This is a genomic window from Gardnerella piotii, from assembly GCF_049815665.1.
GTDB classification, from domain to species: Bacteria; Actinomycetota; Actinomycetes; order Actinomycetales; family Bifidobacteriaceae; genus Bifidobacterium; species Bifidobacterium piotii.
Window position 1 is genome coordinate 820,463 of the sequence record NZ_CP187450.1, and the last position, 23,621, is coordinate 844,083.

The 23,621-nt window shown below is 41.1% G+C and carries 21 protein-coding genes, 1 tRNA gene and 1 riboswitch; of the genes, 18 read left to right on the forward strand and 4 right to left on the reverse strand.

Annotated elements, in window-relative coordinates; translation table 11 throughout:
• Positions 1 to 2: 2 nt before the first annotated feature.
• The 14 genes from ACPEIW_RS03400 (at position 3) to ACPEIW_RS03465 (ending at position 11,504) form a co-directional block, all read left to right on the forward strand.
• Positions 3 to 587, forward strand: coding sequence for a hypothetical protein (locus ACPEIW_RS03400; protein WP_016635285.1), 585 nt, complete (start codon positions 3 to 5; stop codon positions 585 to 587).
• Between the two features lie 54 nt (positions 588 to 641).
• A complete protein-coding gene (gene nadD, locus ACPEIW_RS03405) occupies positions 642 to 1,421 on the forward strand; it encodes a nicotinate-nucleotide adenylyltransferase (protein ID WP_018639219.1) in 780 nt (259 codons plus the stop codon).
• A gap of 148 nt (positions 1,422 to 1,569) precedes the next feature.
• Complete coding sequence (locus ACPEIW_RS03410) at positions 1,570 to 2,592, forward strand: ribose-phosphate diphosphokinase (RefSeq protein ID WP_016635287.1); 1,023 nt, start codon at positions 1,570 to 1,572, stop codon at positions 2,590 to 2,592.
• Positions 2,593 to 2,678: 86 nt separating this feature from the next.
• Positions 2,679 to 2,749, forward strand: a tRNA-Gln gene (locus ACPEIW_RS03415).
• Between the two features lie 149 nt (positions 2,750 to 2,898).
• The gene (locus ACPEIW_RS03420; RefSeq protein ID WP_004133174.1) at positions 2,899 to 3,549 is read left to right on the forward strand and encodes a CDP-alcohol phosphatidyltransferase family protein; all 651 of its coding nucleotides are present in this window, start codon (positions 2,899 to 2,901) and stop codon (positions 3,547 to 3,549) included.
• Positions 3,550 to 3,625: 76 nt separating this feature from the next.
• Positions 3,626 to 4,384, forward strand: a complete 759-nt coding sequence (locus ACPEIW_RS03425) for a YebC/PmpR family DNA-binding transcriptional regulator (RefSeq protein ID WP_004113651.1) — start codon at positions 3,626 to 3,628, stop codon at positions 4,382 to 4,384.
• Positions 4,385 to 4,390: 6 nt separating this feature from the next.
• A complete protein-coding gene (gene ruvC, locus ACPEIW_RS03430) occupies positions 4,391 to 4,972 on the forward strand; it encodes a crossover junction endodeoxyribonuclease RuvC (protein ID WP_004133171.1) in 582 nt (193 codons plus the stop codon).
• Between the two features lie 60 nt (positions 4,973 to 5,032).
• The gene (gene ruvA, locus ACPEIW_RS03435) at positions 5,033 to 5,671 is read left to right on the forward strand and encodes a Holliday junction branch migration protein RuvA (protein ID WP_020973602.1); all 639 of its coding nucleotides are present in this window, start codon (positions 5,033 to 5,035) and stop codon (positions 5,669 to 5,671) included.
• A 5-nt stretch (positions 5,672 to 5,676) separates the two neighbouring features.
• The gene (gene ruvB, locus ACPEIW_RS03440) at positions 5,677 to 6,756 is read left to right on the forward strand and encodes a Holliday junction branch migration DNA helicase RuvB (protein ID WP_425664403.1); all 1,080 of its coding nucleotides are present in this window, start codon (positions 5,677 to 5,679) and stop codon (positions 6,754 to 6,756) included.
• A 68-nt stretch (positions 6,757 to 6,824) separates the two neighbouring features.
• Entirely contained in the window at positions 6,825 to 7,250 is a 426-nt protein-coding gene (gene yajC / locus ACPEIW_RS03445; RefSeq protein ID WP_116438443.1) for a preprotein translocase subunit YajC, read from the forward strand.
• A gap of 17 nt (positions 7,251 to 7,267) precedes the next feature.
• On the forward strand, positions 7,268 to 7,849 hold the full coding sequence (locus ACPEIW_RS03450) for an adenine phosphoribosyltransferase (RefSeq protein ID WP_425663065.1): 582 nt from the start codon (positions 7,268 to 7,270) through the stop codon (positions 7,847 to 7,849).
• 96 nt (positions 7,850 to 7,945) lie between these two features.
• Positions 7,946 to 9,274 carry a DUF6350 family protein gene (locus ACPEIW_RS03455; protein ID WP_425663067.1) on the forward strand — a complete coding sequence of 443 codons (1,329 nt, stop codon included), beginning with the start codon at positions 7,946 to 7,948 and terminating at the stop codon, positions 9,272 to 9,274.
• Positions 9,275 to 9,345: 71 nt separating this feature from the next.
• Entirely contained in the window at positions 9,346 to 10,986 is a 1,641-nt protein-coding gene (gene purH / locus ACPEIW_RS03460; RefSeq protein WP_425664405.1) for a bifunctional phosphoribosylaminoimidazolecarboxamide formyltransferase/IMP cyclohydrolase, read from the forward strand.
• A 200-nt stretch (positions 10,987 to 11,186) separates the two neighbouring features.
• On the forward strand, positions 11,187 to 11,504 hold the full coding sequence (locus ACPEIW_RS03465; protein ID WP_415701424.1) for a DUF3017 domain-containing protein: 318 nt from the start codon (positions 11,187 to 11,189) through the stop codon (positions 11,502 to 11,504).
• Positions 11,505 to 11,519: 15 nt separating this feature from the next.
• On the opposite strand, the gene ACPEIW_RS03470 is transcribed toward ACPEIW_RS03465, so the two are convergent.
• Positions 11,520 to 12,467: an MIP/aquaporin family protein gene (locus ACPEIW_RS03470; RefSeq protein ID WP_425663069.1), complete on the reverse strand. Its 948-nt coding sequence runs from the start codon at positions 12,465 to 12,467 to the stop codon at positions 11,520 to 11,522.
• 239 nt (positions 12,468 to 12,706) lie between these two features.
• On the opposite strand from ACPEIW_RS03470, the gene ACPEIW_RS03475 reads away from it, so the two are divergent.
• From ACPEIW_RS03475 to ACPEIW_RS03490, 4 genes are all read left to right on the forward strand, one after another.
• Positions 12,707 to 13,480: a pseudouridine synthase gene (locus ACPEIW_RS03475; RefSeq protein WP_004133164.1), complete on the forward strand. Its 774-nt coding sequence runs from the start codon at positions 12,707 to 12,709 to the stop codon at positions 13,478 to 13,480.
• Positions 13,477 to 15,684 (forward strand): bifunctional cytidylate kinase/GTPase Der, encoded by a 2,208-nt coding sequence (der, locus tag ACPEIW_RS03480; protein WP_425663071.1) that lies wholly within the window; start codon positions 13,477 to 13,479, stop codon positions 15,682 to 15,684. The genes ACPEIW_RS03475 and der overlap by 4 nt, the downstream gene beginning before the upstream one ends.
• A gap of 77 nt (positions 15,685 to 15,761) precedes the next feature.
• Positions 15,762 to 18,290 (forward strand): DEAD/DEAH box helicase, encoded by a 2,529-nt coding sequence (locus ACPEIW_RS03485; RefSeq protein WP_425663073.1) that lies wholly within the window; start codon positions 15,762 to 15,764, stop codon positions 18,288 to 18,290.
• 78 nt (positions 18,291 to 18,368) lie between these two features.
• Entirely contained in the window at positions 18,369 to 19,742 is a 1,374-nt protein-coding gene (locus ACPEIW_RS03490; RefSeq protein ID WP_425663075.1) for a replication-associated recombination protein A, read from the forward strand.
• Positions 19,743 to 19,819: 77 nt separating this feature from the next.
• Here the strand turns inward: ACPEIW_RS03490 and ACPEIW_RS03495 are convergent, their stop codons facing one another.
• The 3 genes from ACPEIW_RS03495 to ACPEIW_RS03505 all read right to left on the reverse strand — a co-directional run bounded on the left by ACPEIW_RS03495 (position 19,820) and on the right by ACPEIW_RS03505 (position 23,331).
• Complete coding sequence (locus ACPEIW_RS03495) at positions 19,820 to 20,125, reverse strand: YhbY family RNA-binding protein (protein ID WP_004117809.1); 306 nt, start codon at positions 20,123 to 20,125, stop codon at positions 19,820 to 19,822.
• Positions 20,126 to 20,324: 199 nt separating this feature from the next.
• The gene (locus ACPEIW_RS03500) at positions 20,325 to 22,673 is read right to left on the reverse strand and encodes an energy-coupling factor transporter ATPase (protein ID WP_425663077.1); all 2,349 of its coding nucleotides are present in this window, start codon (positions 22,671 to 22,673) and stop codon (positions 20,325 to 20,327) included.
• A gap of 58 nt (positions 22,674 to 22,731) precedes the next feature.
• Entirely contained in the window at positions 22,732 to 23,331 is a 600-nt protein-coding gene (locus ACPEIW_RS03505; protein WP_425663079.1) for an ECF transporter S component, read from the reverse strand.
• Between the two features lie 5 nt (positions 23,332 to 23,336).
• Positions 23,337 to 23,488: riboswitch (FMN riboswitch) on the reverse strand.
• Positions 23,489 to 23,621: the final 133 nt, after the last annotated feature.

The window sequence follows — 23,621 nt, forward strand, 5'->3', positions numbered from 1 at the left end:
ATATGCCTGATACATCACAATCACAATCGTCTAAAATTGCTAAAAATCAATCAAACGAGGATCTAAGCTTATCTAACGGTGTAGGTGCTTCTAATGTGCTTGATGCTTTAGATGTTGCAGCAGAAAGATTGTCTATTGTTCGTTACGTGTTTTTAGTTCAAATAGAAGATGGGATTGCTTCTGCAAGTCAAAGGTCTTCTCTTGAGTATGCTGACGCTGTTTTAATGGGTTGGCCAGATAGAGATAATCGAGATGTTGTTACGCCAGAAAATAGCGAAACAATAGATAAGATTAATAAGAACTTGCAAAAAATGGAAAGTAATATAGCCGAATTTAGTAAGTTTGAGCGCGCTAGTCTTATAGACAATATGAGCGAAGTTCTTGTAGAGATTACGGAGTGTGTTGCAAACATTAGAGGTGTTTTCCAGCCTGATTTTGCTCTTCCAACGTTTGAAGAAATTAAGCGCGTTGTTCAAGATGAGTGGAATGAAGAAATGGGGAACATTAATCCAGACAAAGCAAATGTTGCTTCCAGCGTAATTGATGAAGTTAAAGCAGATGATGCGGCAGATGCAGCTAACGCATAATGTATCTAATGCATAAAATGCGACTAATTTAAAATAAAATGGGATTTTGTTTAAATGAGTGATTCATCTACAGAACGCAGAATGTCGGATTTGTTCCAAGGTTCTTTTGACCAAAGTCAAGCTAGCGTGCCAGTTTCGGCAAATTCTTCTAGGCTTAAGCACTCTGCAAGAGGAAATGTTCATCAACATCCGCGCATAGGAATTATGGGTGGCACTTTTGATCCGATTCATAATGGACACTTGGTGGCAGCTTCCGAAGTTGCGTGGGTTTATGATTTAGACGAAGTTATTTTTGTTCCTACTGGAAAGCCTGTTTTTAAGCTAGACAAGAAAGTCACAAATGCAGAAGACAGATATTTGATGACTGTAATCGCAACAGCTTCAAATCCAAAATTTACAGTTTCTAGAGTGGATATTGATAGGCCTGGTGTTACTTACACAATCGACACGCTTCGCGACATTCGCGCACAACACCCAGACGCGGAGCTTTTCTTTATTACTGGAGCAGACGCTATTGCAGAGATTATGCAATGGAAAAATGCTAGAGAATTATGGAGTTTGGCTAGATTTGTTGCTGTAACACGTCCAGGGTATGCAAGTCCAGAAAAGTTTACACAAATTGAAGCTCGCTCTGCATCTTACGATTCTTGCGACGATATGATTAATTGTCACAATCATCGTTTTCCAGTTGACATATTGGAGATTCCAGCGTTGGCGATTTCTTCAACAGATGTTCGCAAGCGTGCAGAGCATGGGGAGCCAGTTTGGTATTTGGTTCCAGACGGCGTTGTTCAATACATTGTTAAACACGGTTTATACATACGCGATTTGTAATGATTTGTAATGTTTTTTGTAAGGATTTGCAACTGTTTGCAAGCATTTGTTATGTATGAAACGGCTTAATTGTTATAGTCTGCGCAAATAGATAGTATTGAACTCAGTCCGATTTTTGTGGACTGTTAGCGAACTAGCGTTTGGAGATATGGTGAGCATCGTCCTTGAAGGAAAGCCAGATAAAAACCTTGTTCTCGTAACTGGTCGCGCGCATCCTAAGCTTGCTAAAGATGTTGCGAATCAGCTTGGTATAGAAGTATTGGAAACAACGGCATACGATTTTGCTAATGGCGAGATGTATGTTCGTTACACTCAGTCTGTGCGAGGAACAGACGTGTTTGTGTTGCAAAGTCATAGTGACCCTGTTAACAAGTCCATTATGGAACAGTTAATTATGATTGATGCATTAAAGCGCGCATCTGCTCGTTCTATTACCGCTGTGTGCCCGTTGCTTGGATATTCTAGACAAGATAAAAAGCATCGCGGTCGTGAGCCTATTTCTTGCCGCTTGATGTTTGATTTACTTAAAACAGCAGGTGCAGATCGCATTATGAGCGTTGATTTGCATGCTGCGCAATCGCAAGGATTCTTTGATGGTCCTGTAGATCATTTGATTGCTATGCCAGTTTTGGTGGACTATGTAAGGGATCGCTTTAGCGAAGATTTAGGCAATGTTACCGTTGTTTCGCCAGATGCAGGGCGAATTCGTGTTGCAGAACAGTGGGCGCAAAGATTGGGCGGAGGTCCATTGGCTTTTGTTCATAAGACTAGAGATATTACGCGTCCAAATCAAGCTGTTGCAAACCGTGTAGTTGGCGATGTTGCTGGTCGCGATTGCGTTATGGTAGACGATTTAATCGATACTGCTGGAACGATCGCAGGTGCTTGCAATGTTCTTAAAGATGCTGGAGCGAAGTCTGTAACTGTTGTTGCAACGCACGGAGTTCTTTCTGGACCTGCAGTTGAGCGATTGAAGAATTGCGGAGCTAGAGAAGTTGTGTTAACAGATACTGTTCCAATTCCACAAGAAAAGCGTTGGGATGGGTTGACGGTTCTTTCGATTGCTCCACTTTTGGCAAGCGCGATTAAAGCTGTGTTTGAAGATGGGTCTGTTGCAAAGCTGTTTGACACATACCCAGAGCACCACGGAAAAGGGTTTTTGTTTGCATAAATTTGCATAAATCCTATTTCGCCACGCCAAGCTTGACGATTTTGATTGTTGTGGCATAATAGTGACTTGGCGGTTTTTCCCGCCGTTCCCTCATGGTGTAATGGCAGCACACGGGTCTTTGGAACCCTTTGTCTTGGTTCGAATCCAGGTGAGGGAGCTAGAATTAGCGCCGCTTAGTTTTAAGCGGCGTTTTTGTTAACGCGGTGATGAGTTTAGAAGTGATTTGTGTTTGAATACTCGTGTTTGAATACTCGTGTTTGAGCGCTGTGTTTGAATGATTATATTTGAATCAAAGAAAGGCTTAATATGTTGGAATCTTTAAGAAGTGGATTCAAACGTGTTATTTTGCCAATCGCAAAGCTTCTTGTTAAATTTGGATGTAGCGCTAACAGTGTTACGATTTTTGGCACTATTGCGCTTGTTGCAACTTCTGTTTTTATTTCTATAAGCGGCCAGCTTTTTATTGGCACTATTTTGCTTACGATTTTTGTTCTTGCAGACGCTTTAGATGGCTCTGTTGCTGCTTTAACAAACAAGAATGGTGGCACTAAATTTGGCGCATTTTTAGATTCAACTCTAGATAGAATTGCAGATTGGTCGCTTTTTGCTTGTGTTTGCATTTGTTTATATCGCGCAAATAATCTAAACATTTGCTTATATTTGCCATTTTACGTGAATAATTTTTTGAGATATTGCGGATTAGTGTGCTCGCTAGTATCTATGATGTTTGCTTTTGTAACATCGTATGCGAGAGCAAGAGGCGAGTCTGTTGGAGTAGACGCTAAAAAAGGATTGATTACTCGCGCCGATAGAGTTGCCATAATTCTAGTTTCAATGGGATTAAGCGGATTAACGGGTTGGTTATTGTGGCTTTGCTTGGCAATGATTATTCTTTGCATTGGTGGAGCTATAACTGTTTTTCAGCGCATTTTTGAAGTTAAAAATTTGCTTAAATAAATTCAATTTGGTGATTTGTCGCTAAAGCGCATTAAAATCATCACGTTTACGTAACCGTACACTTTTTAGGAGTATCATGTCAGGTCATTCCAAGTGGGCGACCACAAAGCACAAGAAGGCCGCTATCGACGCAAAGCGCGGCAAGCTTTTCGCCAAGCTTATTAAGAATATTGAAATCGCAGCTCGTCTTGGTGGTGGAGACCCAGATGGTAACCCAACTTTGTACGATGCAATCGTTAAAGCTAAGAAAGCTTCTATGCCAGCAGACAACATTAAGCGTGCTGTTAAGCGTGGCTCTGGAGAAGAAGCAGGCGGCGCAAACTACGAAGAGATTGTTTACGAAGGCTATGCTCCTGCAGGCGTTGGCTTGATTATTGAGTGCCTTACAGATAATCGTAATCGCGCTGCAGCAGATGTTCGTTCCACTCTTACAAAGGGCAATGGCTCTTTGGCTACAAGTGGTTCTGTGAGCTTTAACTTTGAGCGCAAGGGCTTGATTGAAGTTCCTAGCGAAGGCGTTGACTATAGCAAGCTTTTTGATATTGCTGCAGAAGCAGGTGCTGAAGATGTTGCAGACGATGGAGACGTGTATTCCGTATACACGGATTCTAGCGATTTGGTAACTGTTCGTAAGGCTTTGCAAGATGCTGGTTTTGACTACGATTCTGCAGAAATCGTTATGCATCCAAATAACGAGGTTGAGTTGAGCTTTGAAGATGCTCAAAAGGTGTCTCGCTTGATTGACAATCTCGATGATTTGGACGATGTTCAAAATATTTATAGCAACTGGACTGCTTCGGATGAAGTTATGGCTCAGCTTGAGGAAGCAGAATAGTTTCCAATGATGATTTTGGGCGTTGACCCCGGGCTTACTCGCTGCGGGGTCGGCGTGATTGAAGCCGGCGTTTCTCGTCGGCTTTCTTTTATTCACGTCGATGTTTTAAGAAGCAATCCAAAAACTTCTCAAGATTTAAGATTGCTAGAAATTTACAATGGTCTTGTGGAGAAAATCGAGAGGTTTTCGCCAGATGTTGTTTCGATTGAGCGCGTGTTTGCTCAAGAAAATCGAAATACGGTGCTTGGAACTGCTCAAGTTGCAGGAATCGCTATGCTTGTTGCAGCTCAAAGGGGTATTCCTGTTGCTTTACACACTCCAACGGAGGTTAAACTTGCTGTTGCAGGCAGTGGTAGTGCTGGCAAAGAGCAAGTAGAGCGCATGGTTGCGCGTCTTTTGAATCTTAATGTTTTACCAACTCCTGCAGATGCTGCCGATGCTTTAGCTCAAGCTATTTGCCATGCTCTTAGGCCTGCAGGCGCATTGCAAGGAGGAGAGCGAGAGCAGCATTTAACAGATGCTCAAAGAAAGTGGGCTGAGTCTTTGCGTGCGGCGCGCGGATCAAGTTCTGTCGGGCGAGGTATGTAGGATGTTTATAGAACAGATGTTCTATAGGTTGTAGGGATTTATTTTGAAAGGTGAGCGCTGATGATCGGTATGCTTAATGGCGTAGTGGAATCTATCGATTCGCGTTGTGCGCTTGTCTGTGTTTGTGGCGTTGGCTACGAGGTATATATGCCTTCGTCAGATTTATCATCTTTGCGCGAAGGTCAAGAAGTTAGAGTTTATACGTCTTTGCAAGTTAGTCAAGATGCTATTACGCTCTATGGTTTTACGAGTATGGCTGCAAAGCGTATTTTTCTTCAAATTCAACAAAAAGTTAGTGGAGTAGGTCCTAAAGTCGCTCTTTCTTTGCTTTCAACATTAAGCGTAGATCGTTTGATTAAGGCTATTGCGGATTCAGATGTTTCTGCGCTTTCTTCCGCTCCTGGGCTGGGAAAAAAGGGTGCACAAAAAATTATCCTCGAGCTTAAAGGCTCTATTGACGTGTCTTTATTAGCGCAAGATAGCGTGGATAAAAATGTAAACAAGAATATAAGCGATTTTATTGATTCTTCTATGCAAAAAGTTGTTGTTGGATTGATGTCTTTAGGCTGGAAGCAGTTTGATGCTCAAAAAGCAGTGGAAAGCGTTTGTAAACAAGAGCATATTTCTTTGCCAATTAGAGATGAAGATATGCCAACAGTTTTGCGCATGGCTTTGTCTTCGCTGGATAGAGGCAGGTGACGATTATGAGTTTTGGCGAGAAAATCAACAGCGAGAAAATCAACAACGTGCAATCTGTTAATACTGGCGTATCAGAAGATTCATTAAGAATAGTATCTTCTAGTGCTATAGAAAACGAGCAAATTAGTGATGAGGAGTTACGTCCTCATGCTTTAGAAGGTTTTATTGGTCAGCCTTTATTAAAAGCGCAATTGCAACTTTTTTTGGATGCTGCAAGATTGCGTAATGTTCCTCCCGATCATATGCTTCTTGCAGGTCCTCCTGGTCTTGGAAAAACAACTTTAGCAATGATTGTTGCTAACGAATTAGGCGTTTCTATTCGAGTTACTTCTGGCCCTGCTATTCAACATGCTGGGGATTTAGCATCGATTTTAAGCTCTTTAGATACAGGTGAAGTGTTGTTTATTGATGAGATTCATAGACTTCCTCGCGCTGCAGAAGAGTTGCTTTATATCGCTATGGAAGATTTTCGAGTAGACGTTATGGTTGGAAAAGGGCCTGGAGCGTCTTCTATACCGCTTACTTTGCCTCATTTTACGGTTGTTGGCGCAACTACTAGAGAAGGCATGCTTCCTTCTCCTCTTAGAGCGCGTTTTGGTTTTACTGCTCACTTGGATTTTTATCCTCACGAAGAGCTAGAGAAGCTTATTGAGCGTTCTTCCGCACTTTTAGGCGTAAATCTTGCAGGCCAAGCGGCAAAAGAGCTTGCTTTGCGTTCTAGGGGAACTCCTAGGATTGCAAACAGACTTTTGAGGCGTGTTAGAGATTGGGCAGTAGTACATAATCTTAAAGAAGTAAATCGCGAGTCTGTAATCGAAGCTTTATCTTTGTATCAAATAGATACTCAAGGCCTTGATCGTTTAGATATTGCTGTTCTAAAAGCTATTGTGGTTCAATTTAATGGTGGTCCTGTAGGGCTTAATAACTTGGCTGCAATGGTTGGAGAAGAGTCGGAAACTGTGGAAACTGTTTGTGAACCATATTTGGTTCGAGAAGGCTTTCTTGTTAGAACACCTAAAGGCAGAGTTGCAACTGAAAAAGCTTGGCAACATTTAGGTCTTAAAGCACCCGATAATGTCAGATAGATAACATAAAATAGTTGATTTGGACGGTGTTTTGCCGTCTTAGGGTTGGATAACTTAAGGAGTTTATTGTGCCCCAATTCTTTCAACAGTATGGCATGCTTATTGTTCTTGTAATTGCCATGGTTGGTATCATGTGGTTCCAATCTCGTAACATGAAAAAGCGCCAAACTGAATTGCGTTCTTTCCATGATTCGTTAAAGCCTGGTGTTGAGGTTATAACCATTGGCGGAATTATTGGTAAAGTTGTTAGCGTTGATGCAGATCACGAAGAGATTGTTTTAGATTCAGAAGGTAGTCTGCTTCGCGTATCTTTCCGTGCTGTTAACAGGGTTTACGTTCGCGTAGATTTTAATAGCTACGATAAAGAAGATAGTGCCGAAGGCGCTAATAATGCAAATAGCGCAGAAGATAACGAATCGCAAGAATCGCAAGAATCCAATGAATCTAACGAGGTTCAAGAATCTAGCGAATCTAATGAAAATAAAGAAAACTAGAATAGAACGCTAGGATTATGACAACAACTGATATTACGGTAAAGCCTCTAAAGAATGTTAGTAGTGAAGATGCTAATTATTTAGCTTCTCTTGTTCGCACAATTCCAGGATTCCCTAATCCAAAGATTGTTTTTCGCGATTTTCTACCAGTATTTGCAGATGCTCGTGGTATGAACATTCTTATTGAGTCACTTGTTGATTCTTTGCCAGTTTCTAAAGATTCTTTTGATTTAGTTGCAGGTCTTGAAGCTCGTGGATTCTTATTTGGCCCAGTATTAGCTGCACGCTTAAATAAGGGTTTTGTTGCCGTAAGAAAAGCAGGGAAGTTGCCGCCAGAAGTTATTAGCGAATCGTATTCTCTTGAATATGGAGAAGCTAAAATCGAGATTGAAAAAGACTTGATTAAACCTGGCCAGCGTGTTCTTATTGTTGATGATTTGATTGCAACAGGAGGAACCGCAAAAGCTGCTGCAAGGCTTGTTGAAAGATCCGAAGGTGTTGTTGCTGGGTTCTGCTTTGTAATGGAACTAACGGGCATTAACGGAATGAGCGACTTGCAATCCTATAAGTGCTCTAGCTTAATGAAAATGCCAGCTTAAACACAGCAAATAATAGTTTTAGGAAAAGCGTTAAATACGTAGATAATCCAAAATAATCCAAGTCTAAACTTTAAGAACGTAGGGGGAGGAACAATTTTGAAAAAACTAAAATCTTCTCTTATTAGCGTTTTGAAGGGTTTAGCTATTCCAGCAATAGCTATTTTTGTTTTTGCTCTTATTGTTGGGTTGTTTATGTCTTTAACGCTTTTAGTAATTTCGATTGAAGAAGGAACTGGTAATCTTTCTGATTCATCAATGTCTTTAACATGGGCTGTACTTCTTTTTGCACAAGGTGTTGGTCTTGGTTTTGACGATTTTGTTCTTACGATTATTCCTCTTGGATTAACAATTCTTTTAGTTTCGTCTCTTGCAATTGCAATGAGAAAGCTAAAAGGCGGTCAATTAGCCAATTCAATAGGATTATTTGTTTGGGTTTTTGCAAATTATGTAATATCCCAAAATACTAATATTGAGTTGTTGGATTCTTTGCCAATAATATTGCTAAAAAGTGTTTGTGTGTATATTTTGGCTATGATGATTGCTGTTTTTCCATATTCTTCTACGTTTGCACAAATAAAACAAAAGTTGGCAAAGCATTTTTCTGAGCGAATAATTAAATGCGCAAAAATCTGTTTTTATTGCTCTGTAAGTGTTTTAGTTATTTACGCAATTGTTGCACTTTTAACAATCATCTTTTGGTGTGTAGTTGGTTCAAGCAACGTTGAGATTGCATTTTCTAAGCTAGGAATGCAAATCGGTTCTAGGATTTTAACATCTATTGCCTGTTTAGTGTGGTTGCCGAATATTGCACTATGGGCATTATCTTGGATTTCTGGAGCAGGATTCAACATTGGAGATATTGCAAGCTTTAGTATTTTTTCTGTTAGCAAAAAATCGTTACCACCTATTCCACTTTTTGCAATATTTCCAGACGCTATAAAAGATTCATTCTATAGAACAGCTTCGGTTAGTATATTGTTTGTTTTGTGCGCTATTTTGGCATCGTTTATAATTTTGTACTCAAAGTTGTGCAACCTTAGAATCATATTTGATAACAATAAAGTAGACTGGAAGAAAACAGCTTTTGCATTTGTTCAATCTGCAATAGTTCTAGTAGCGTCTTGCATGGCAATAATACTTGTTATGAGTGTATTGCTTCTATTTGCGAATGGTAGTTTGGGAAGATTTAGATTAGCACATGTTGGAGTTAATGTAAGTAGAAGTCTTCGATCTTTAGGCCATTTAACAATATACGGTTTTGGCTTTGCTTGGCTTGTTATTCTTTTTGTTTGCGCAATAATAGTTTGTATTCGACTTTTAAGCAATAAAATTTTATCCGAAAATCAACCTTTGCTTGAGAGCAAAACTGAAACTAGTAATCTTGAGTCAACTAGAACAGTCAGCTCAAAAGCTAATAAAAAATAAATCCTCATCCAACACAAGGAGGAACACCGGTGCAACAGATACATGAGCAAGAACAAAATGCAGATGTGCTGATAACCACAGGTAAAAGGTCAATAAAGCGAGTACTGGTTTCAGTATTTTGCAAAGAAGGACTAGAAACGCTGGCAGATGCTTTTAGAAAGTGTGGAACTCAAGTTGTTTCAACTGGTTCAACTGCTTCAAAGCTTCAAGAATTGGGTGTAAGCGTTACGCAAGTGTCGGATGTAACAGGATTCCCAGAAAGTTTAGATGGTAGAGTTAAAACTCTCGATCCGCATATTCACGCTGGAATCCTAGCAGATATGAGCAATTCGGATCACGTAAAGCAGCTTAAAGATTTGAATATTGAGCCATTCGATGCTGTAGTTGTAAACTTGTATCCTTTTGTGAACACAGTTATGAGCGGCGCTAAAAATGATGCCATTATTGAAAAAATCGATATTGGTGGACCTTCAATGATTCGAGCAGCTGCTAAAAATCATAAGTCTGTAGCTGTTATTACAGATCCTGCAGATTACAAATTGCTTGCTAATCGAATTGCTTCTGGCGAAGGCTTTAGTTTGCAAGAGCGCGAATACTTAGCGCATAAAGCATTCGAGCATACAGCCGCTTACGATGCTGCAATATGCCAATGGACTAATAGTGCTTGGCCAATGCCACAAAGCATGATAGAAAACACAGATAACAATGATGATTCGCTTGATAAAACAAGCAAAGATTCGTTACTTCCATGTGACTACACGCGAACATGGACTCTTGAACGTAAGCTTAGGTATGGAGAGAATCCACATCAATATGCTGGGCTTTATCTTGATCCGTTGCATAATGGCGGTTTAGCTCAAGCTGAGCTTCTTGGCGGAAAGCCAATGAGTTATAACAATTATGTTGATGCGGATGCAGCATGGCGTGCAGTTTGGGATTTTGCTCCGCAAATTGCCGTTGCTGTTTGCAAACACAATAATCCTTGCGGCTTAGCAATAGGTGCAACAGCTGCAGAGGCTCATGCGAAGGCTCACGCTTGCGATCCTGTAAGCGCATACGGTGGAGTGATTGCTTGCAATTCAACTGTTACTCTAGAAATGGCACAAAGTGTGCGTCCAATTTTTACAGAAGTAATTATTGCTCCAGACTACGAGCCTGAGGCTTTGGAATTATTGCGCACTAAGAAGAAGAATTTGCGAATCCTAAAGGTTGCAAATCCTCCTGTTTTAGGTTTGCAAGTGCATCCTATTGACGGCGGAGCATTGGTGCAAAGTGCAGATAAGATTGATGATTTTGGAGATAATCCACAAAATTGGACTCTTGTTTCTGGAAACCCAGCGAACGAAGAAACCTTAAAAGACTTAGAGTTTGCATGGCGTTCTCTTAGGTGTGTAAAGTCTAATGCCATTTTGCTTGCGCATGATTTAGCAACTGTTGGAATCGGAATGGGTCAAGTTAATCGCGTGGATTCTTGCCATCTTGCAGTTGAAAGAGCAAATACTTTGGCTGATGGCGTTGAGCGTGCTAAAGGATCTGTTGCAGCATCCGACGCATTCTTCCCGTTTGCTGATGGTCCTCAAATTTTGATTGAAGCAGGTGTAAGCGCAATAGTTCAACCTGGAGGGTCTATTAGAGATGAGGAAGTGTTTGAAGCTGCTCGCGCGGCTGGCGTAACAATGTACACTACTGGAACGAGGCACTTCTTCCACTAAAAATCAATCGCTATTTGCAAATTAGTATTTCTGTAAATAGCTGATTAGTCAGTTAGATTAGCTCGATTAATCATATTAACGTAAAAAGCCTTGGATTGTATTTAATATACTTTCCAAGGCTTTTTATGTATTATACAAGTATGACAATTAGCCAGAAGAATCAAGATAGCGAATTAAAATTTGATCATAAAGATGAATTAATGCACGATGCGAATAGCAATGCGAATAGCAACTCAAGCAATCATATCTACGTTTCGGAAGTAAAAGAAGGTAAGCCATACGCGCAATGGATTGTAGCAATAATCGTATGCGTGTGCGCTGTATTAGCTTTTATAGGAAAAATAATGGCTGCTACAGTTATTATTTCTGCAACAGCCATCATTCTTGGAATAATACGCTTAATTTTTTCTCAACGAAGCCCTTGGAAAGTTAGATCCGTTGCTTTTGACTCTTTTCTAAGCATTGCACTAGGACTTGGTTTGCTAATAACGTATTTTTCTATTTTTGTTTTTATGTAACCTATTTTGTTTTAACTATTTGTCTTCGTTATAAAATGGGTTAACTTCTTTATTCTCGCTATTTTCTGATTCTTCGTTAGATGCTGAAGTGTTTTTGGAAGAATCATCCAAGCTTAAATCGCAAGAATTATTAGATTCTTTAGCATTGATTGAGTCTTTTGAAGAAGAACGAACAAGCTTGCTAATAAGCATAATGAATCCAACAAGAGCTGCTGCAAAAACAGGAGCAATCCAAAATACCCAAAGTTGGCTTAATGGCGAAGCAGCTAATTTCTTAGACTGTGCAAGAATGGCAATACCCGTAGAGCGAGCAGGATTAAGACCCGATCCAGTAATTTGGTAGGTAATAAAAGCGCCAACAGAGTATGCAATACCCATGTGTGCTGCATACGTGCATTTAGCACTACCATCTTCGCGCGTATACGTCATTGCTGTTGCAACAATAATAAGAACTGCAATAATCTCAACTATTAATGCGGAGATAACGCCAAAAGAAGCATTAACGCTTTTTAGCTGATTTGCAGAGATGGAAGCGCTTTCAAAACCGTTTACAACAGGAGCAAACCATGTTTTTTCTGGAACCATTTTAGTTTGAGGAAGAATAAAAACAGTTATTGAAGCAGCAACGAGTGCGCCAAGAACTTGCGCAATAATGTATAAAATTCCAGAGATATAAGAAGTTCTTCCAGTAAGCATAGAAGCGATTGTTACTGCTGGATTAACGTGGCCTCCAGAAACCTTAGCTGCTATACTGATTGCTGCTGCGTAAGCTAAGCCTGTTCCTGCAGCAATTAAAAGAACGTTCACGCCGTACATTGCTGTTACAACAGAAGAGAACGTATAAATAGTAAATATTGCAAAAACGCTTGCAATAAATTCAGCAAAAATCCTAAAAATAAGAGGTGCAGGAGCAGATGCTTTTTGCTCATCATTTGAACATTTATTTTGCAAAGTGTTGTTCATAACAATTCCTTACGTTAATGTGTACGTGTTGTGTTGTTTTTATGTTGTTTTGTTATTTGCAACACAACCAAACGTTTGCTATAGTATCACGGCTATGCCATACGCTAGTATAGAAAAACGTGGCAATTTGCTGTGAGTATTAAAAAATGATTAAAAAATTATTAAAAAATACGCAAAAATGGCCATAAATAAAACATCAATAAGATTAAATTAATACAATAGGTCACGTTGGGAGAACGATGCCAAACGCATATTCCCGCGCCAATCAGGCGCATTCAAATGACAAAAATGCCGTTCGACTGCAAAAGCTACTTGCTGAAGCGGGATTTGGTTCAAGACGCAAATGTGAGGAGATTATTCTCGATGGGCGTGTTGAAGTAGATGATGAGCTTGTAACAACACTCGGAACTCGAGTAGATCCAAGTAAGCAAAAAATTCGCGTAGACGGATCCAGAGTAAAGTTCAATCACAAGCTTGTAACGCTTGCGCTTAATAAGCCAAAGCGAGTTTTGAGCGCAATGGATGATCCAAAAGGTCGCTTTACTTTAAGAGATATTGTTGGAGACAAATACGAGCGAATTTTCCACATGGGTCGCTTGGATTACGATTCGGAAGGTCTTATTTTAATGACCAATGATGGCGAGCTAAGCCAGCATGTTATGCATCCAAAGTACGAAGTTGAAAAAACGTATATTGCAACTGTTGAAGGCAAAATCAACGGAATGGTTTGCCGCAGGCTAGTTTCGCAAGGCGTAAATCTGGAAGACGGCTGGATCAAGCTAGACAGATGCGCAATAATCGACCAGAATCACGATGCAACAATCGTAAAAGTTGTTTTGCACTCTGGCAAAAATCGCATTGTGCGTAGGATTTTTGGAGCTGTTGGCTTCCCAGTAAAGCGCCTTGTTCGTACGCAAATCGGCCCTATTAAGTTGGGTGACTTAAAAGCTGGGTCTTATCGCGTGCTTTCGCAAGTAGAAGTGCGCTCGCTTTCTAAGGAGGTTGGCCTGTGATTTGTGTAGCAATTGATGGACCAGCAGGAGTTGGCAAGTCTTCTACTTCTCGCGCTTTAGCACAATACTACGGTTTTGCGTATTTAGATACGGGTGCAATGTATAGAGCTGCCGCATGGTGGTGCTTAAAGCAAGGAATTGATTTAAGCAAGCAGCTTGAGTTGGACGAAGAAGGAAATCCAACAAATTCTGCAGATGCAGAACGCTTTAATCAAATTGTTGAAGCTGTTGGAGCATTGTTTACGGAAGATCATGCTGAATTTAGCGTTGATCCAAAAAATCCTGTAGTCGTAATTGATGGTGAAGATATTAGCGAAGAATTGCGTTCCAGCGAAGTTTCTTCGCGCGTGTCTACTGTTTCTTCGATTCCTGCAGTTCGACGCATGCTTATTGCTGCACAACGCGCATATATTGCTTCAGAGTCAGCTGAGGATTCTTTCTCTAGCGGAGAAGGCATAGTTGCAGAAGGCCGCGATATTACTACTGTTGTGGCTCCTAATGCGCAAGTTCGAGTGCTTCTTACTGCGCGCGAAGAAGTGCGCCAAGCTCGCAGAAACAAGCAAGATATTGCGCAAGAAAATTCGCAAAATAGCGAATCTAAGAATAATGAATCTTTAGAAGAAGACGATATTCGCGATCGAGACGCTAAAGATTCTAAAGTTACTCATTTTCTTAAAGCTGCAGACGGTGTTACAACTCTAGATAATTCTGATTTGACTTTTGAGCAGACTCTTGACGCGCTTGTAGAGATGGTTGACGATGCTATTGAGCAAGATGAGTACGACCGTTATGCTGCAAATCTTGAAGGCTACGATCTTGACGATGAAGACCGTGCGCTTCTTAGCGGAGATTTAGCAGGCGAAGATGAGTCGAAAGATACAAAAGCGGTTGGAGTAATAGCCGTTATTGGCCGACCAAACGTTGGAAAATCAACGCTTGTAAACCGTATCTTGGGTCACAGAGTTGCTGTTGTAGAAGATACTCCAGGCGTTACTAGAGATCGCGTAAGCTACGACGCTGAGTGGGCTGGAACCAACTTCAAGCTTGTTGACACTGGCGGCTGGGAAGCAGATGTTGAAGGCATTGATTCTTCGATTGCTCAGCAAGCGCAAGTAGCAGTGCGTTTAAGTGATGCTGTGATTTTCCTAGTAGACGGTCAAGTTGGTTTAACAGCTACCGACGAGCGCATTGTTTCAATGCTTCGCGCTGCAGGTAAGCCTATTACTTTGGCAGTTAACAAGGTTGACGACGCTAGAAGCGAGTATTTAACTGCAGAGTTTTGGAAGCTTGGAATGGGCGAGCCTTACGGAATTTCTGCAATGCACGGCAGAGGCGTTGGAGATTTGCTTGACGCAGCTCTTGCATCTTTAAAGAAAGCGAATAAGACTTCTGGATTCTTAACTCCAGAAGGTTTGCGCAGAGTTGCTTTAGTTGGTCGTCCAAACGTTGGCAAGTCTTCGCTTTTGAACCATTTAGCTCACGAAGAGCGTTCTGTTGTAAACGACTTGGCTGGAACTACTCGAGACCCTGTTGATGAAGTTGTGCGAGTTGATGGAGAAGACTGGCTGTTTATTGACACGGCTGGTATTAAGCGCAGGCAGCACAAGCTTACGGGTGCCGAATATTATTCTTCACTTCGTACGCAAGCTGCGATTGAGCGTTCGGAACTTGCTTTGATTCTTTTTGACTCTTCGCAGCCAATTGCAGAGCAAGATCTAAAGGTTATGAGTCAGGCTGTAGACGCGGGTCGCGCAATCGTACTCGTGTTTAACAAGTGGGACTTGATGGACGAATTTTCCAGACAGCGCATGGAACGCTTATGGAAAACTGAGTTTGAGCGCGTTACTTGGGCTGAGCGAGTTAATCTTTCTGCAAAGACAGGATGGCATACGAATCGTCTTGCACGCGCTATGCGAACAGCTTTAGACAGCTGGGATAAGCGCATTCCTACAGGCAAGCTTAATGCCTTCTTAGGCCGTATTCAGTCTGCTCATCCGCATCCTTTGCGAGGTGGAAAGCAAGCGCGAATCTTGTTTGCAACGCAAGCTTCTACACGCCCTCCGCGTTTTGTAATATTTGCAACTGGCTTCTTAGAGCACGGCTACCGTCGCTTTATTGAGCGTTCTCTTAGAGAAGAATTTGGATTCGAGGGAACTCCTATTCAAATCTCTGTAAAAGTACGAGATAAAAAGAAGCGCAAGTAAAATCGTAAGTAAATAAATTTGCGATTAAATTTGCAACTAAAGTTGCGATTAAAGCGTAAGTAAAGTAGGAGCGGAATATGGCTGGATTAGGCGAGTTAGCTCTTGATTTGCATCATGCTAGCGAAGACGAAATTTTTCAAGCATTTGTTGATTGGGTTAAAACTAACAAGCATGTGGATTTGTGGCCGCATCAAGAAGAGTCTGTTATGGATTTGCTTGCAGGAGACCACGTAATCTTAAACACTCCAACAGGTTCTGGAAAATCGCTAGTAGCGCTCGGCATGCATTTTGCGGCACTCGCCACTGGCAGACGCTCCTACTACACTGCGCCAATCAAAGCACTTGTATCCGAAAAATTCTTCGATTTAGTTGCGATTTTTGGGCGTGATAACGTAGGCATGATTACTGGCGACTCGCATATTAACGCGGACGCTCCAATAATCTGCTGCACAGCGGAAATCTTAGCAAATCAAGCCTTAAGAGAAGGCGCAAACGCAAAAGTTGATTGCGTTGCAATGGACGAATTCCACTACTATGGAGACCCAGAGCGAGGATGGGCTTGGCAAGTTCCGCTACTTACACTTCCAAATACGCAATTCTTGCTTATGAGTGCAACTCTTGGAGATGTGTCAGATATTGCACAGCGCTTAGAAAAATCGACAAATCGTAGTGTTGATATTATTGCTAACGCTCCAAGACCAATCCCACTCGAATACGAGTACACAGATAAGCCACTTGCCACAACTGTAGAACTCTTATTTAACAAGGGTTTAACGCCAATCTACGTAGTTCATTTTTCGCAAGACGCAGCTCTAGAAACAGCTCAAGCGCTTGCAAGTACGGGGGTTTCTAGCAAAGATCAGCGAGACAAAATTGCTCAAGCGATTAAAGGCACTAAATTTACTACAGGCTTCGGCAAAATTTTGCAAAGGCTGCTGCGCACAGGCGTTGGCGTACATCATGCTGGCATGCTTCCACGCTACCGCAGGCTTGTTGAACAGCTAGCTCAGCAAGGATTGTTGCCCGTTATTTGCGGCACAGACACTCTTGGCGTTGGTATTAACGTGCCAATTCACTCTGTTGTGCTTACAGCGCTCACAAAGTTTGATGGGAATCGTAGTCGCAAGCTTCGTGCTCGCGAGTTTCACCAAATTGCAGGTCGTGCAGGCAGAATGGGGTTTGATACCGAAGGCTTAGTAGTTGCAGAGGCTCCAGAGTTCGAGATTGAAAACGCGCGCGCTGTTGCAAAAGCTGGCAATGACCCTAAAAAGCTTAAAAAAATTAAGCGTAAGAAGGCTCCAGAAGGATTTATAGTTTGGGGTGAGCCAACGTTTACTAAGCTTATTGAAAGCGCTCCCGAAACTTTGAATCCGCATATGGTTGTAACGCACTCAATGATTTTGAACGAAGTTACGCAAGGCGGAGACGCTAGAGCACGCGTTGAAAAACTTATTGAAGATAGTGCGCAAAAGCCACAAGATAAAGAGAAATTGCTCGAGCGTTGCAACGATATTTTCCAAACTCTTCTCGATACTCAAGTGATTGAATGCAGAGAGTTTTCGGATGGTTCTTGCGATTATGATCTTGATGTTGCTATGCCAGAGGGTTTTGCTCTAGATCAGCCGCTTTCTCCGTTCTTGCTTGCTGCTTTGGAACTTCTAGACCCAGAATCTCAAAGCTATGCGCTTGACGTAATTTCTATGGTTGAAGCAACTTTAGATGACCCTAAGCCTGTTCTTCGCGCGCAAGAGCGTAAAGCTCGCGATGCTGCAATGGCTGGTATGAAAGATGATGGCATTGATTACGAGGAGCGCATGGAACGCTTGGCGGAAGTCAGTTACCCTAAGCCTCTTGAAGATTTGCTAGCTCCCGCTTTTGCGCAATATCGCAAGGATGTTCCGTGGGCAAACGACTACTGGCTAAAGCCTAAATCTGTGCTTCGAGACATGGTTGAAACCGCCTCTGATTTTACTGGCTATATTTCGCGCTATGGCATTGCTAGAAGTGAGGGAACGCTTCTTCGCTACCTTTCGGACGCTTATCGTTCGCTTGCTCGCACTGTGCCAGAAGACATGCTTAACGAAGAATTGCGTGATATTATTTCGTGGCTTCGTCTTGTTGTGCGCTCTATTGATTCAAGTCTTGTAGACGAGTGGGAGAGTGCAGGAGGGTCTGACGCTGAAGCTAGTGCAGTAACTACGGCTGCACCTTCAACTGCTGAGTCTGTAGTTGAGGATCGTCGTGGACTTATTGTGTTGATTAGAAACGCAATGTTCCGCCGCGTGCAGCTTATGGATTTGGAAGATGCGGATGCTTTGGGAGAGCTTGACAAAGCTTGGGGTTACGGCGTTCATGAGTGGAATGATGTGCTTGACGACTATTATGATGAGCACGAATATGTTGGAATAGATGCCAAAGCTCGTGGCGGCGACTTGTTTATTTTGGATGATTCTCTAGAAAAAAGTGAGCATTCGTGGAAAGTTCGGCAAATTATTGACGATTCGGACGGAGACCATAATTGGGCTATTACTGGAATTGTTGATTTGGATTCCACACAAGATACAGGCGAAGTTGTGTTCTTTGACTACAGTGTGTCGCACGTTTAGTGTTGTTTTACGTAAGATTTAGACCAAAATACAAAATATAGTCGAACGTTTGTTCTATGGATTGAGTATACTTAGATTATGGTTCAGGATTTATTTACAGCAAGTAGTGCGCCTAGCGATGTAACGCGTCCGTTGGCTGTGCGTATGCGACCGAGTGTTATCGAAGACGTGCTTGGGCAGTCTCATGCGTTAAAAGATGGTTCGCCTTTGCGTAGGCTTGCAAATCCGCAATCTAAAGGTTCTCTTACATCTCCAAGTTCCGTTGTGTTGTTTGGGCCTCCTGGAGTTGGTAAAACTACGCTTGCTTATATTGTGGCTCAACAGTCTGGTCGCGTGTTTGAAGAGCTTTCTGCTGTAACTTCTGGAGTTAAAGATGTTAGAGCGGTGCTAGATCGCGCGCATGAGCGCTTGGTTAGTAAAGGTCAAGAAACAGTTCTGTTTATTGACGAAGTTCATCGTTTTTCTAAATCTCAACAAGATGCTTTGCTTCCAAGCGTAGAAAATCGCGATGTAACTTTTATTGGTGCTACTACCGAAAATCCAAGTTTTTCAATCATTAAGCCACTACTTAGCAGATCAGTGGTTGTTAAACTTGAGTCTCTTAGTGTTGAAGATTTGCGCACGCTTATAGAACGCGCAATTTCAAGCGAAAATGGTCTTAATAATCAGCTTAAAATTGATGACGACGCAATAGATTCAATTATTCGTTTAAGCGGGGGAGACGCTCGCAAAACTCTTACTATTTTAGAGGCGGCAGCAGGAGCGGTAACTGGAGATGTTGCGTTGCAACATGGCAAAAAGAAGCCTGTTATTACTGCTGATATTGTTTCTAACGTAATGGATACTACTACAGTTCGTTACGACAAAGATGGCGACGACCACTACGATGTGATTTCTGCTTTTATTAAGTCAATGCGTGGAAGTGATGTTGACGCTTCTTTGCATTATTTAGCGCGAATGCTTAGAGCTGGGGAAGACCCGCGTTTTATTGCAAGGCGAATTATGATTGCTGCTGCCGAAGAAGTTGGTATGGCAGCTCCACAAATTTTGCAAGTAACTGTTGCTGCAGCTCAAGCAGTTGCTTTAATTGGCATGCCAGAAGCACGCATTATTCTTTCTGAAGCTGTGATTGCTGTAGCAACTGCTCCAAAATCAAACGCAAGTTACAATGCGATTAATAAGGCTTTGCAAGATGTTGATGCTGGAAATATTGGTCAAGTGCCTCTTCATTTGCGAAATGCTCCAACTGCTTTGATGAAAAGCTGGGGGAATCACGATGGGTACAAGTACGCTCACGATTACCCAGGAGCTGTGACATCTCAGCAATATATGCCAGATGAGCTAGTTGGCCGCGAATATTATCACCCAAATAATCGCGGCTACGAGCACGAGATTTCGCAACGTTTATCGCAAATTCGCGCCATTCTCCACAATCCCGATGACAATAAATAAAGTCGATAATTAAAAGGCTCCTTAGAATTTTAAGAAGCCTTTTAATGCAGTATTACTATTTTTTTTTTAAGAGAGTTTTACTCACGCACAAGCATAATGTGGTCAATATCTTCGCGATTTGAAACGCGGAACAGCACAAAGCGGTTGCCAATTACTTGCACAACTTCTGCACCAAGATGCTCTGCAAGTTCTTGTGCAGCTTCTTTAGCACTTAATCCAGAGCCATCTTGCACAGCACACTTCATAAGCTCATGAGATTGCATTGTCTCGTCTGCTTGCTTAACAGCAGCGTCGCTAATATCGTTTTTTCCAACATAAAGCAATGGGCTTAAAGTGTTAGCGAGCGCGCGCAATTGCTTAATCTGCTTTTTAGTTAATGCCATTATTTTCCTTCCAAGTCGCGTTCAACATGCGTAAAACGCTAAAACGTCAAAACACTATATTGTTAAACGCAATTATCGACAACCAACTATCGACTATTGATTATCTACTTGTAACGCTTAAATTTTCAATGCTTATCGGATTATACATTAACCGTAAGAATCTGCGCTCAATGCGTTCAATCCGCTCGATTATAAATATTCACGCTATAAATATTCCAGCAAAAATTATTCCGAACACAATAGCTAATGTAATTATTAAAAGCGCAAAGTCTTTTATGTGAATTTTCTCCGTATGTAAGTGCGTGCGCTTTGCTCCAGGAACGTAGCATCTAGAATCTAGCGCAAGCCCCAGTGTGTTTGCGTGTCGAATCACGCTTGCAAATCCTGGAACAATAAGGGAAGTTATTGCGCGCAATCGCTTTTTTATAGATCCGTCTTTTATGTTTCCGCCTCTTGCGATTTGAGCTAATGCTACAGATTCTGCTTCTTTTGAAAGAGTTGGCAAAAAGCGCAAAGCAAGGCTCATAATAAGAGCAATTTCTTGGCTTGGCAATCCTACGCTTTTAAGAGGCGAAATAATAGACGCGCATGCTTCAGTCAATCGCGTTTGGCTTATTGTTAGTACAATTATTGACCCGATTAGTATAACAAGCGAAAATCTTGAAGCGAAAAGTATTGCAAACTTTATTCCATCATCTGTTATTAGTAGCGGCCCGATTCTAAAAAGTCCTTTTCCAGAATGCACAACTAGAAGATTAAACATTCCAGAAAATACGAATATTGCAATAAATATATGCAATGACAACAATAATTTTATAGGCGATATTCTAGCGAGAAATATTAGAGCAAGCGTTGATAGTGCAAGAATTCCTAGTTGATAGAAGTTTGTAATGCTAAACGCACTAAACATAAGAATTAAGCAAGATATTAGTATTATTCGCGTATTGAATAAGCTTAGCAATGACTTATTTTTGTTTTCGCTGCCATTCTCGCTAGCATTTTCAAGCTTTTCGGCTTGTGCGTGTACTTGTTCTTGTTCTTGCACCAGCTTCTTTTTGTTCGAATCTAACGTAACTATGCGCGCACCAAGTGATTTTGCTTCATTTAAATCATGCGTAATAACAATAATTGTTACGCCTTTATTGTGCAAATCGCTTAAAATTTTTAACACGATTTTTGCATACTCAAAATCCAATCCTGCTGTAGGCTCATCTAAGACCAAAATTTTTGGATTGCAAGCTAAAATTCCTGCGATTGCTGCTAGTCGTTGCTGGCCTCCAGAAAGTTCGAATGGAGATTTCTGCGCTAAGTGTTCAATATGCAATGATTTTAGTGCGTTCAATACTCTGGAATGTAATTCACGTCCTTCTAATCCAAAGTTTTTTGGCCCGTATGCTACGTCTTCAAAAACAGTTTGCGCAAAAAGTTGTTGTTCTGGCAATTGCATAACGTAACCAATGTTTTTGCGAATTTCTCGCATTTGCGATTTGCTTGTTTTTTCGCTAATTTTTATTCCGTTTACGCAAATAGAGCCAGAATCATATTTAATAAGTGCGCATATTGCTTTTGCGAGCGTTGATTTTCCGCATCCATTTTTTCCCATTATTGCAACAATTTCGCCTGATTTTACGCTTAGAGAATAATCGCATAATATAGGAGTTTGATTTTTGCTATAGCTAAGTCTTAGATTCGATATTTCAATTGCCGTATTTGAATTTTCTACATTTTTCGTCATGCTTTTTGATTCAATAACAGCTGGCGATTTTTCCGTGAAAAATTCATCTAATTCCAATAAACTTACATCACGCAATTTTCCGTTTTCTAGCATTAATATTCGATCCGCATTTTTGCATTCGCTAATCTTATGTGTTACTTGCACGATTGTTGTGCCGCTCGTTTGCAATTTGTTAAAAAGCTTATTCACATCTTCTTTTGCGCAAGAATCAAGCATGCTTGTAGGCTCATCTAATACAAGAAGTTTTGATTTTGTAGCAATCGATGACGCAATAGCAACACGCTGCTGCTGACCTCCACTCATATTGCTCGGGTCGCTAAAACGGTGATTTTCCATGTTTACAGCGCGTAAAGCATTGCTTATATTTTTCTTCATAAATTCTTTAGAGGCGCACAAGTTTTCAAGCCCAAAAGCAACATCGTCTTCTACAACTGTTGTAACGATTTGGTCTTCTGGGCTTTGAAACAATGCTCCAATAGATTCTCGTGCTTTTTGGTACGCTTTTGAATCAACATTGTTTGCTTCAAAAACTTTTATTCCGCATAGCGTAACAATTCCAGAATCTGGGGAAGAAAGTCCTGCAATAATTTTAGATAGCGTAGATTTTCCGCTACCATTTTTGCCTATTATTGCAATTCTTTGACCATACGCTATTTCAAGATCTATTCCGTCTAGAATCCAAGTTTTTCCGCCATCATAGCTAAAGCGAACTTTTTGCAAAGAAACAGCATTATCTTTTTTAGCACAATAATACGTATTGCTTTTTTCGACTTTGCAAGATGTTTTATCTTGAATAACTTTATTGCTTTGCATAATCAGCTTGCTTTTTACTTAATTGACTAATGCTATTTCGGCTAATGCTATTTGTTTACTATTTGTTGTAGTTAAGAAGTTTTGAAACAGGCTTATAAACAAGCATAGTTACTACGCAATGAATCGCAAGCTTAATCACATTAAACGGTAGCAGAGCTGGAACTATAAGAGCAGCAACTTGCTCAACGCTAATATGAGCATAAAGCGGCGTAATAATAAGATTTCCGACTATTGCAAGAGCAATCGCAACTACAGAGCCAAGCGCAAGCGAAATAATAGCGCCTTCTTTGGTTCTAATTTTTTTGTAGACGATTGCAGCGCTAACAGAAGCGCCCATTGAAACCAATATTGCCATTATTGCGCCAAACGGGTTAGTAAAGAAGTGTGGAGCAAATCCTAGTACGCTTACGATTGCAGCGGCGAATGGTCCGTATGCAAATCCTGCAATTAAACACACAATTCCCGAAGGATCGTATTTAAGGTAGTTTACGTCTGGAATAAGTGGAAATTCTATAAAGCTTACAGCAATAGAGAGCGCAACGAATAGCGCGTATTTAGCAATTTTTTCGCTTGACCAATAGTTTGTGCCAGAGTAAGTTGCGTGATTATTTGCTGTGTTATTACTTGTTTTATGATTATTTTCGCGTGAAATGCTCATTAGAGCCTCCGTTGCTTTCATCCGGACTTTAACCGTTGGCTTCGGATTTTAACCGAATCAGCAGCGCAATGCCGCTCGCGGGCTTCAAGACAATTCACTAATTCAAGAATTACCTCGTTACCGCCAGTAAGGACTTTCACCTTCCCTGAAACTACACTTTATTTTTATCTTATGCTAAGAACATTTATCGCTAAGAATATTTATTGCTAAGTGCTAAGAACATTTAGCGGTTTGATTAACTTTTGACTTGTAACGCTTTTTGATGGCAATGCTAAGTGTAAGATTAAGAG

Bases quoted from the DNA above. Each gene is read 5' to 3' on its own strand.
- ACPEIW_RS03400 (WP_016635285.1), top strand. From the start codon at position 3: ATGCCTGATACATCACAATCACAATCGTCTAAAATTGCTAAAAATCAA.
- nadD (WP_018639219.1), top strand. From the start codon at position 642: ATGAGTGATTCATCTACAGAACGCAGAATGTCGGATTTGTTCCAAGGT.
- ACPEIW_RS03410 (WP_016635287.1), top strand. From the start codon at position 1,570: ATGGTGAGCATCGTCCTTGAAGGAAAGCCAGATAAAAACCTTGTTCTC.
- ACPEIW_RS03420 (WP_004133174.1), top strand. From the start codon at position 2,899: ATGTTGGAATCTTTAAGAAGTGGATTCAAACGTGTTATTTTGCCAATC.
- ACPEIW_RS03425 (WP_004113651.1), top strand. From the start codon at position 3,626: ATGTCAGGTCATTCCAAGTGGGCGACCACAAAGCACAAGAAGGCCGCT.
- ruvC (WP_004133171.1), top strand. From the start codon at position 4,391: ATGATGATTTTGGGCGTTGACCCCGGGCTTACTCGCTGCGGGGTCGGC.
- ruvA (WP_020973602.1), top strand. From the start codon at position 5,033: ATGATCGGTATGCTTAATGGCGTAGTGGAATCTATCGATTCGCGTTGT.
- ruvB (WP_425664403.1), top strand. From the start codon at position 5,677: ATGAGTTTTGGCGAGAAAATCAACAGCGAGAAAATCAACAACGTGCAA.
- ACPEIW_RS03450 (WP_425663065.1), top strand. From the start codon at position 7,268: ATGACAACAACTGATATTACGGTAAAGCCTCTAAAGAATGTTAGTAGT.
- ACPEIW_RS03465 (WP_415701424.1), top strand. From the start codon at position 11,187: ATGCACGATGCGAATAGCAATGCGAATAGCAACTCAAGCAATCATATC.
- ACPEIW_RS03470 (WP_425663069.1), bottom strand. From the start codon at position 12,467: ATGAACAACACTTTGCAAAATAAATGTTCAAATGATGAGCAAAAAGCA.
- ACPEIW_RS03475 (WP_004133164.1), top strand. From the start codon at position 12,707: ATGCCAAACGCATATTCCCGCGCCAATCAGGCGCATTCAAATGACAAA.
- ACPEIW_RS03485 (WP_425663073.1), top strand. From the start codon at position 15,762: ATGGCTGGATTAGGCGAGTTAGCTCTTGATTTGCATCATGCTAGCGAA.
- ACPEIW_RS03490 (WP_425663075.1), top strand. From the start codon at position 18,369: ATGGTTCAGGATTTATTTACAGCAAGTAGTGCGCCTAGCGATGTAACG.
- ACPEIW_RS03495 (WP_004117809.1), bottom strand. From the start codon at position 20,125: ATGGCATTAACTAAAAAGCAGATTAAGCAATTGCGCGCGCTCGCTAAC.
- ACPEIW_RS03500 (WP_425663077.1), bottom strand. From the start codon at position 22,673: ATGCAAAGCAATAAAGTTATTCAAGATAAAACATCTTGCAAAGTCGAA.
- ACPEIW_RS03505 (WP_425663079.1), bottom strand. From the start codon at position 23,331: ATGAGCATTTCACGCGAAAATAATCATAAAACAAGTAATAACACAGCA.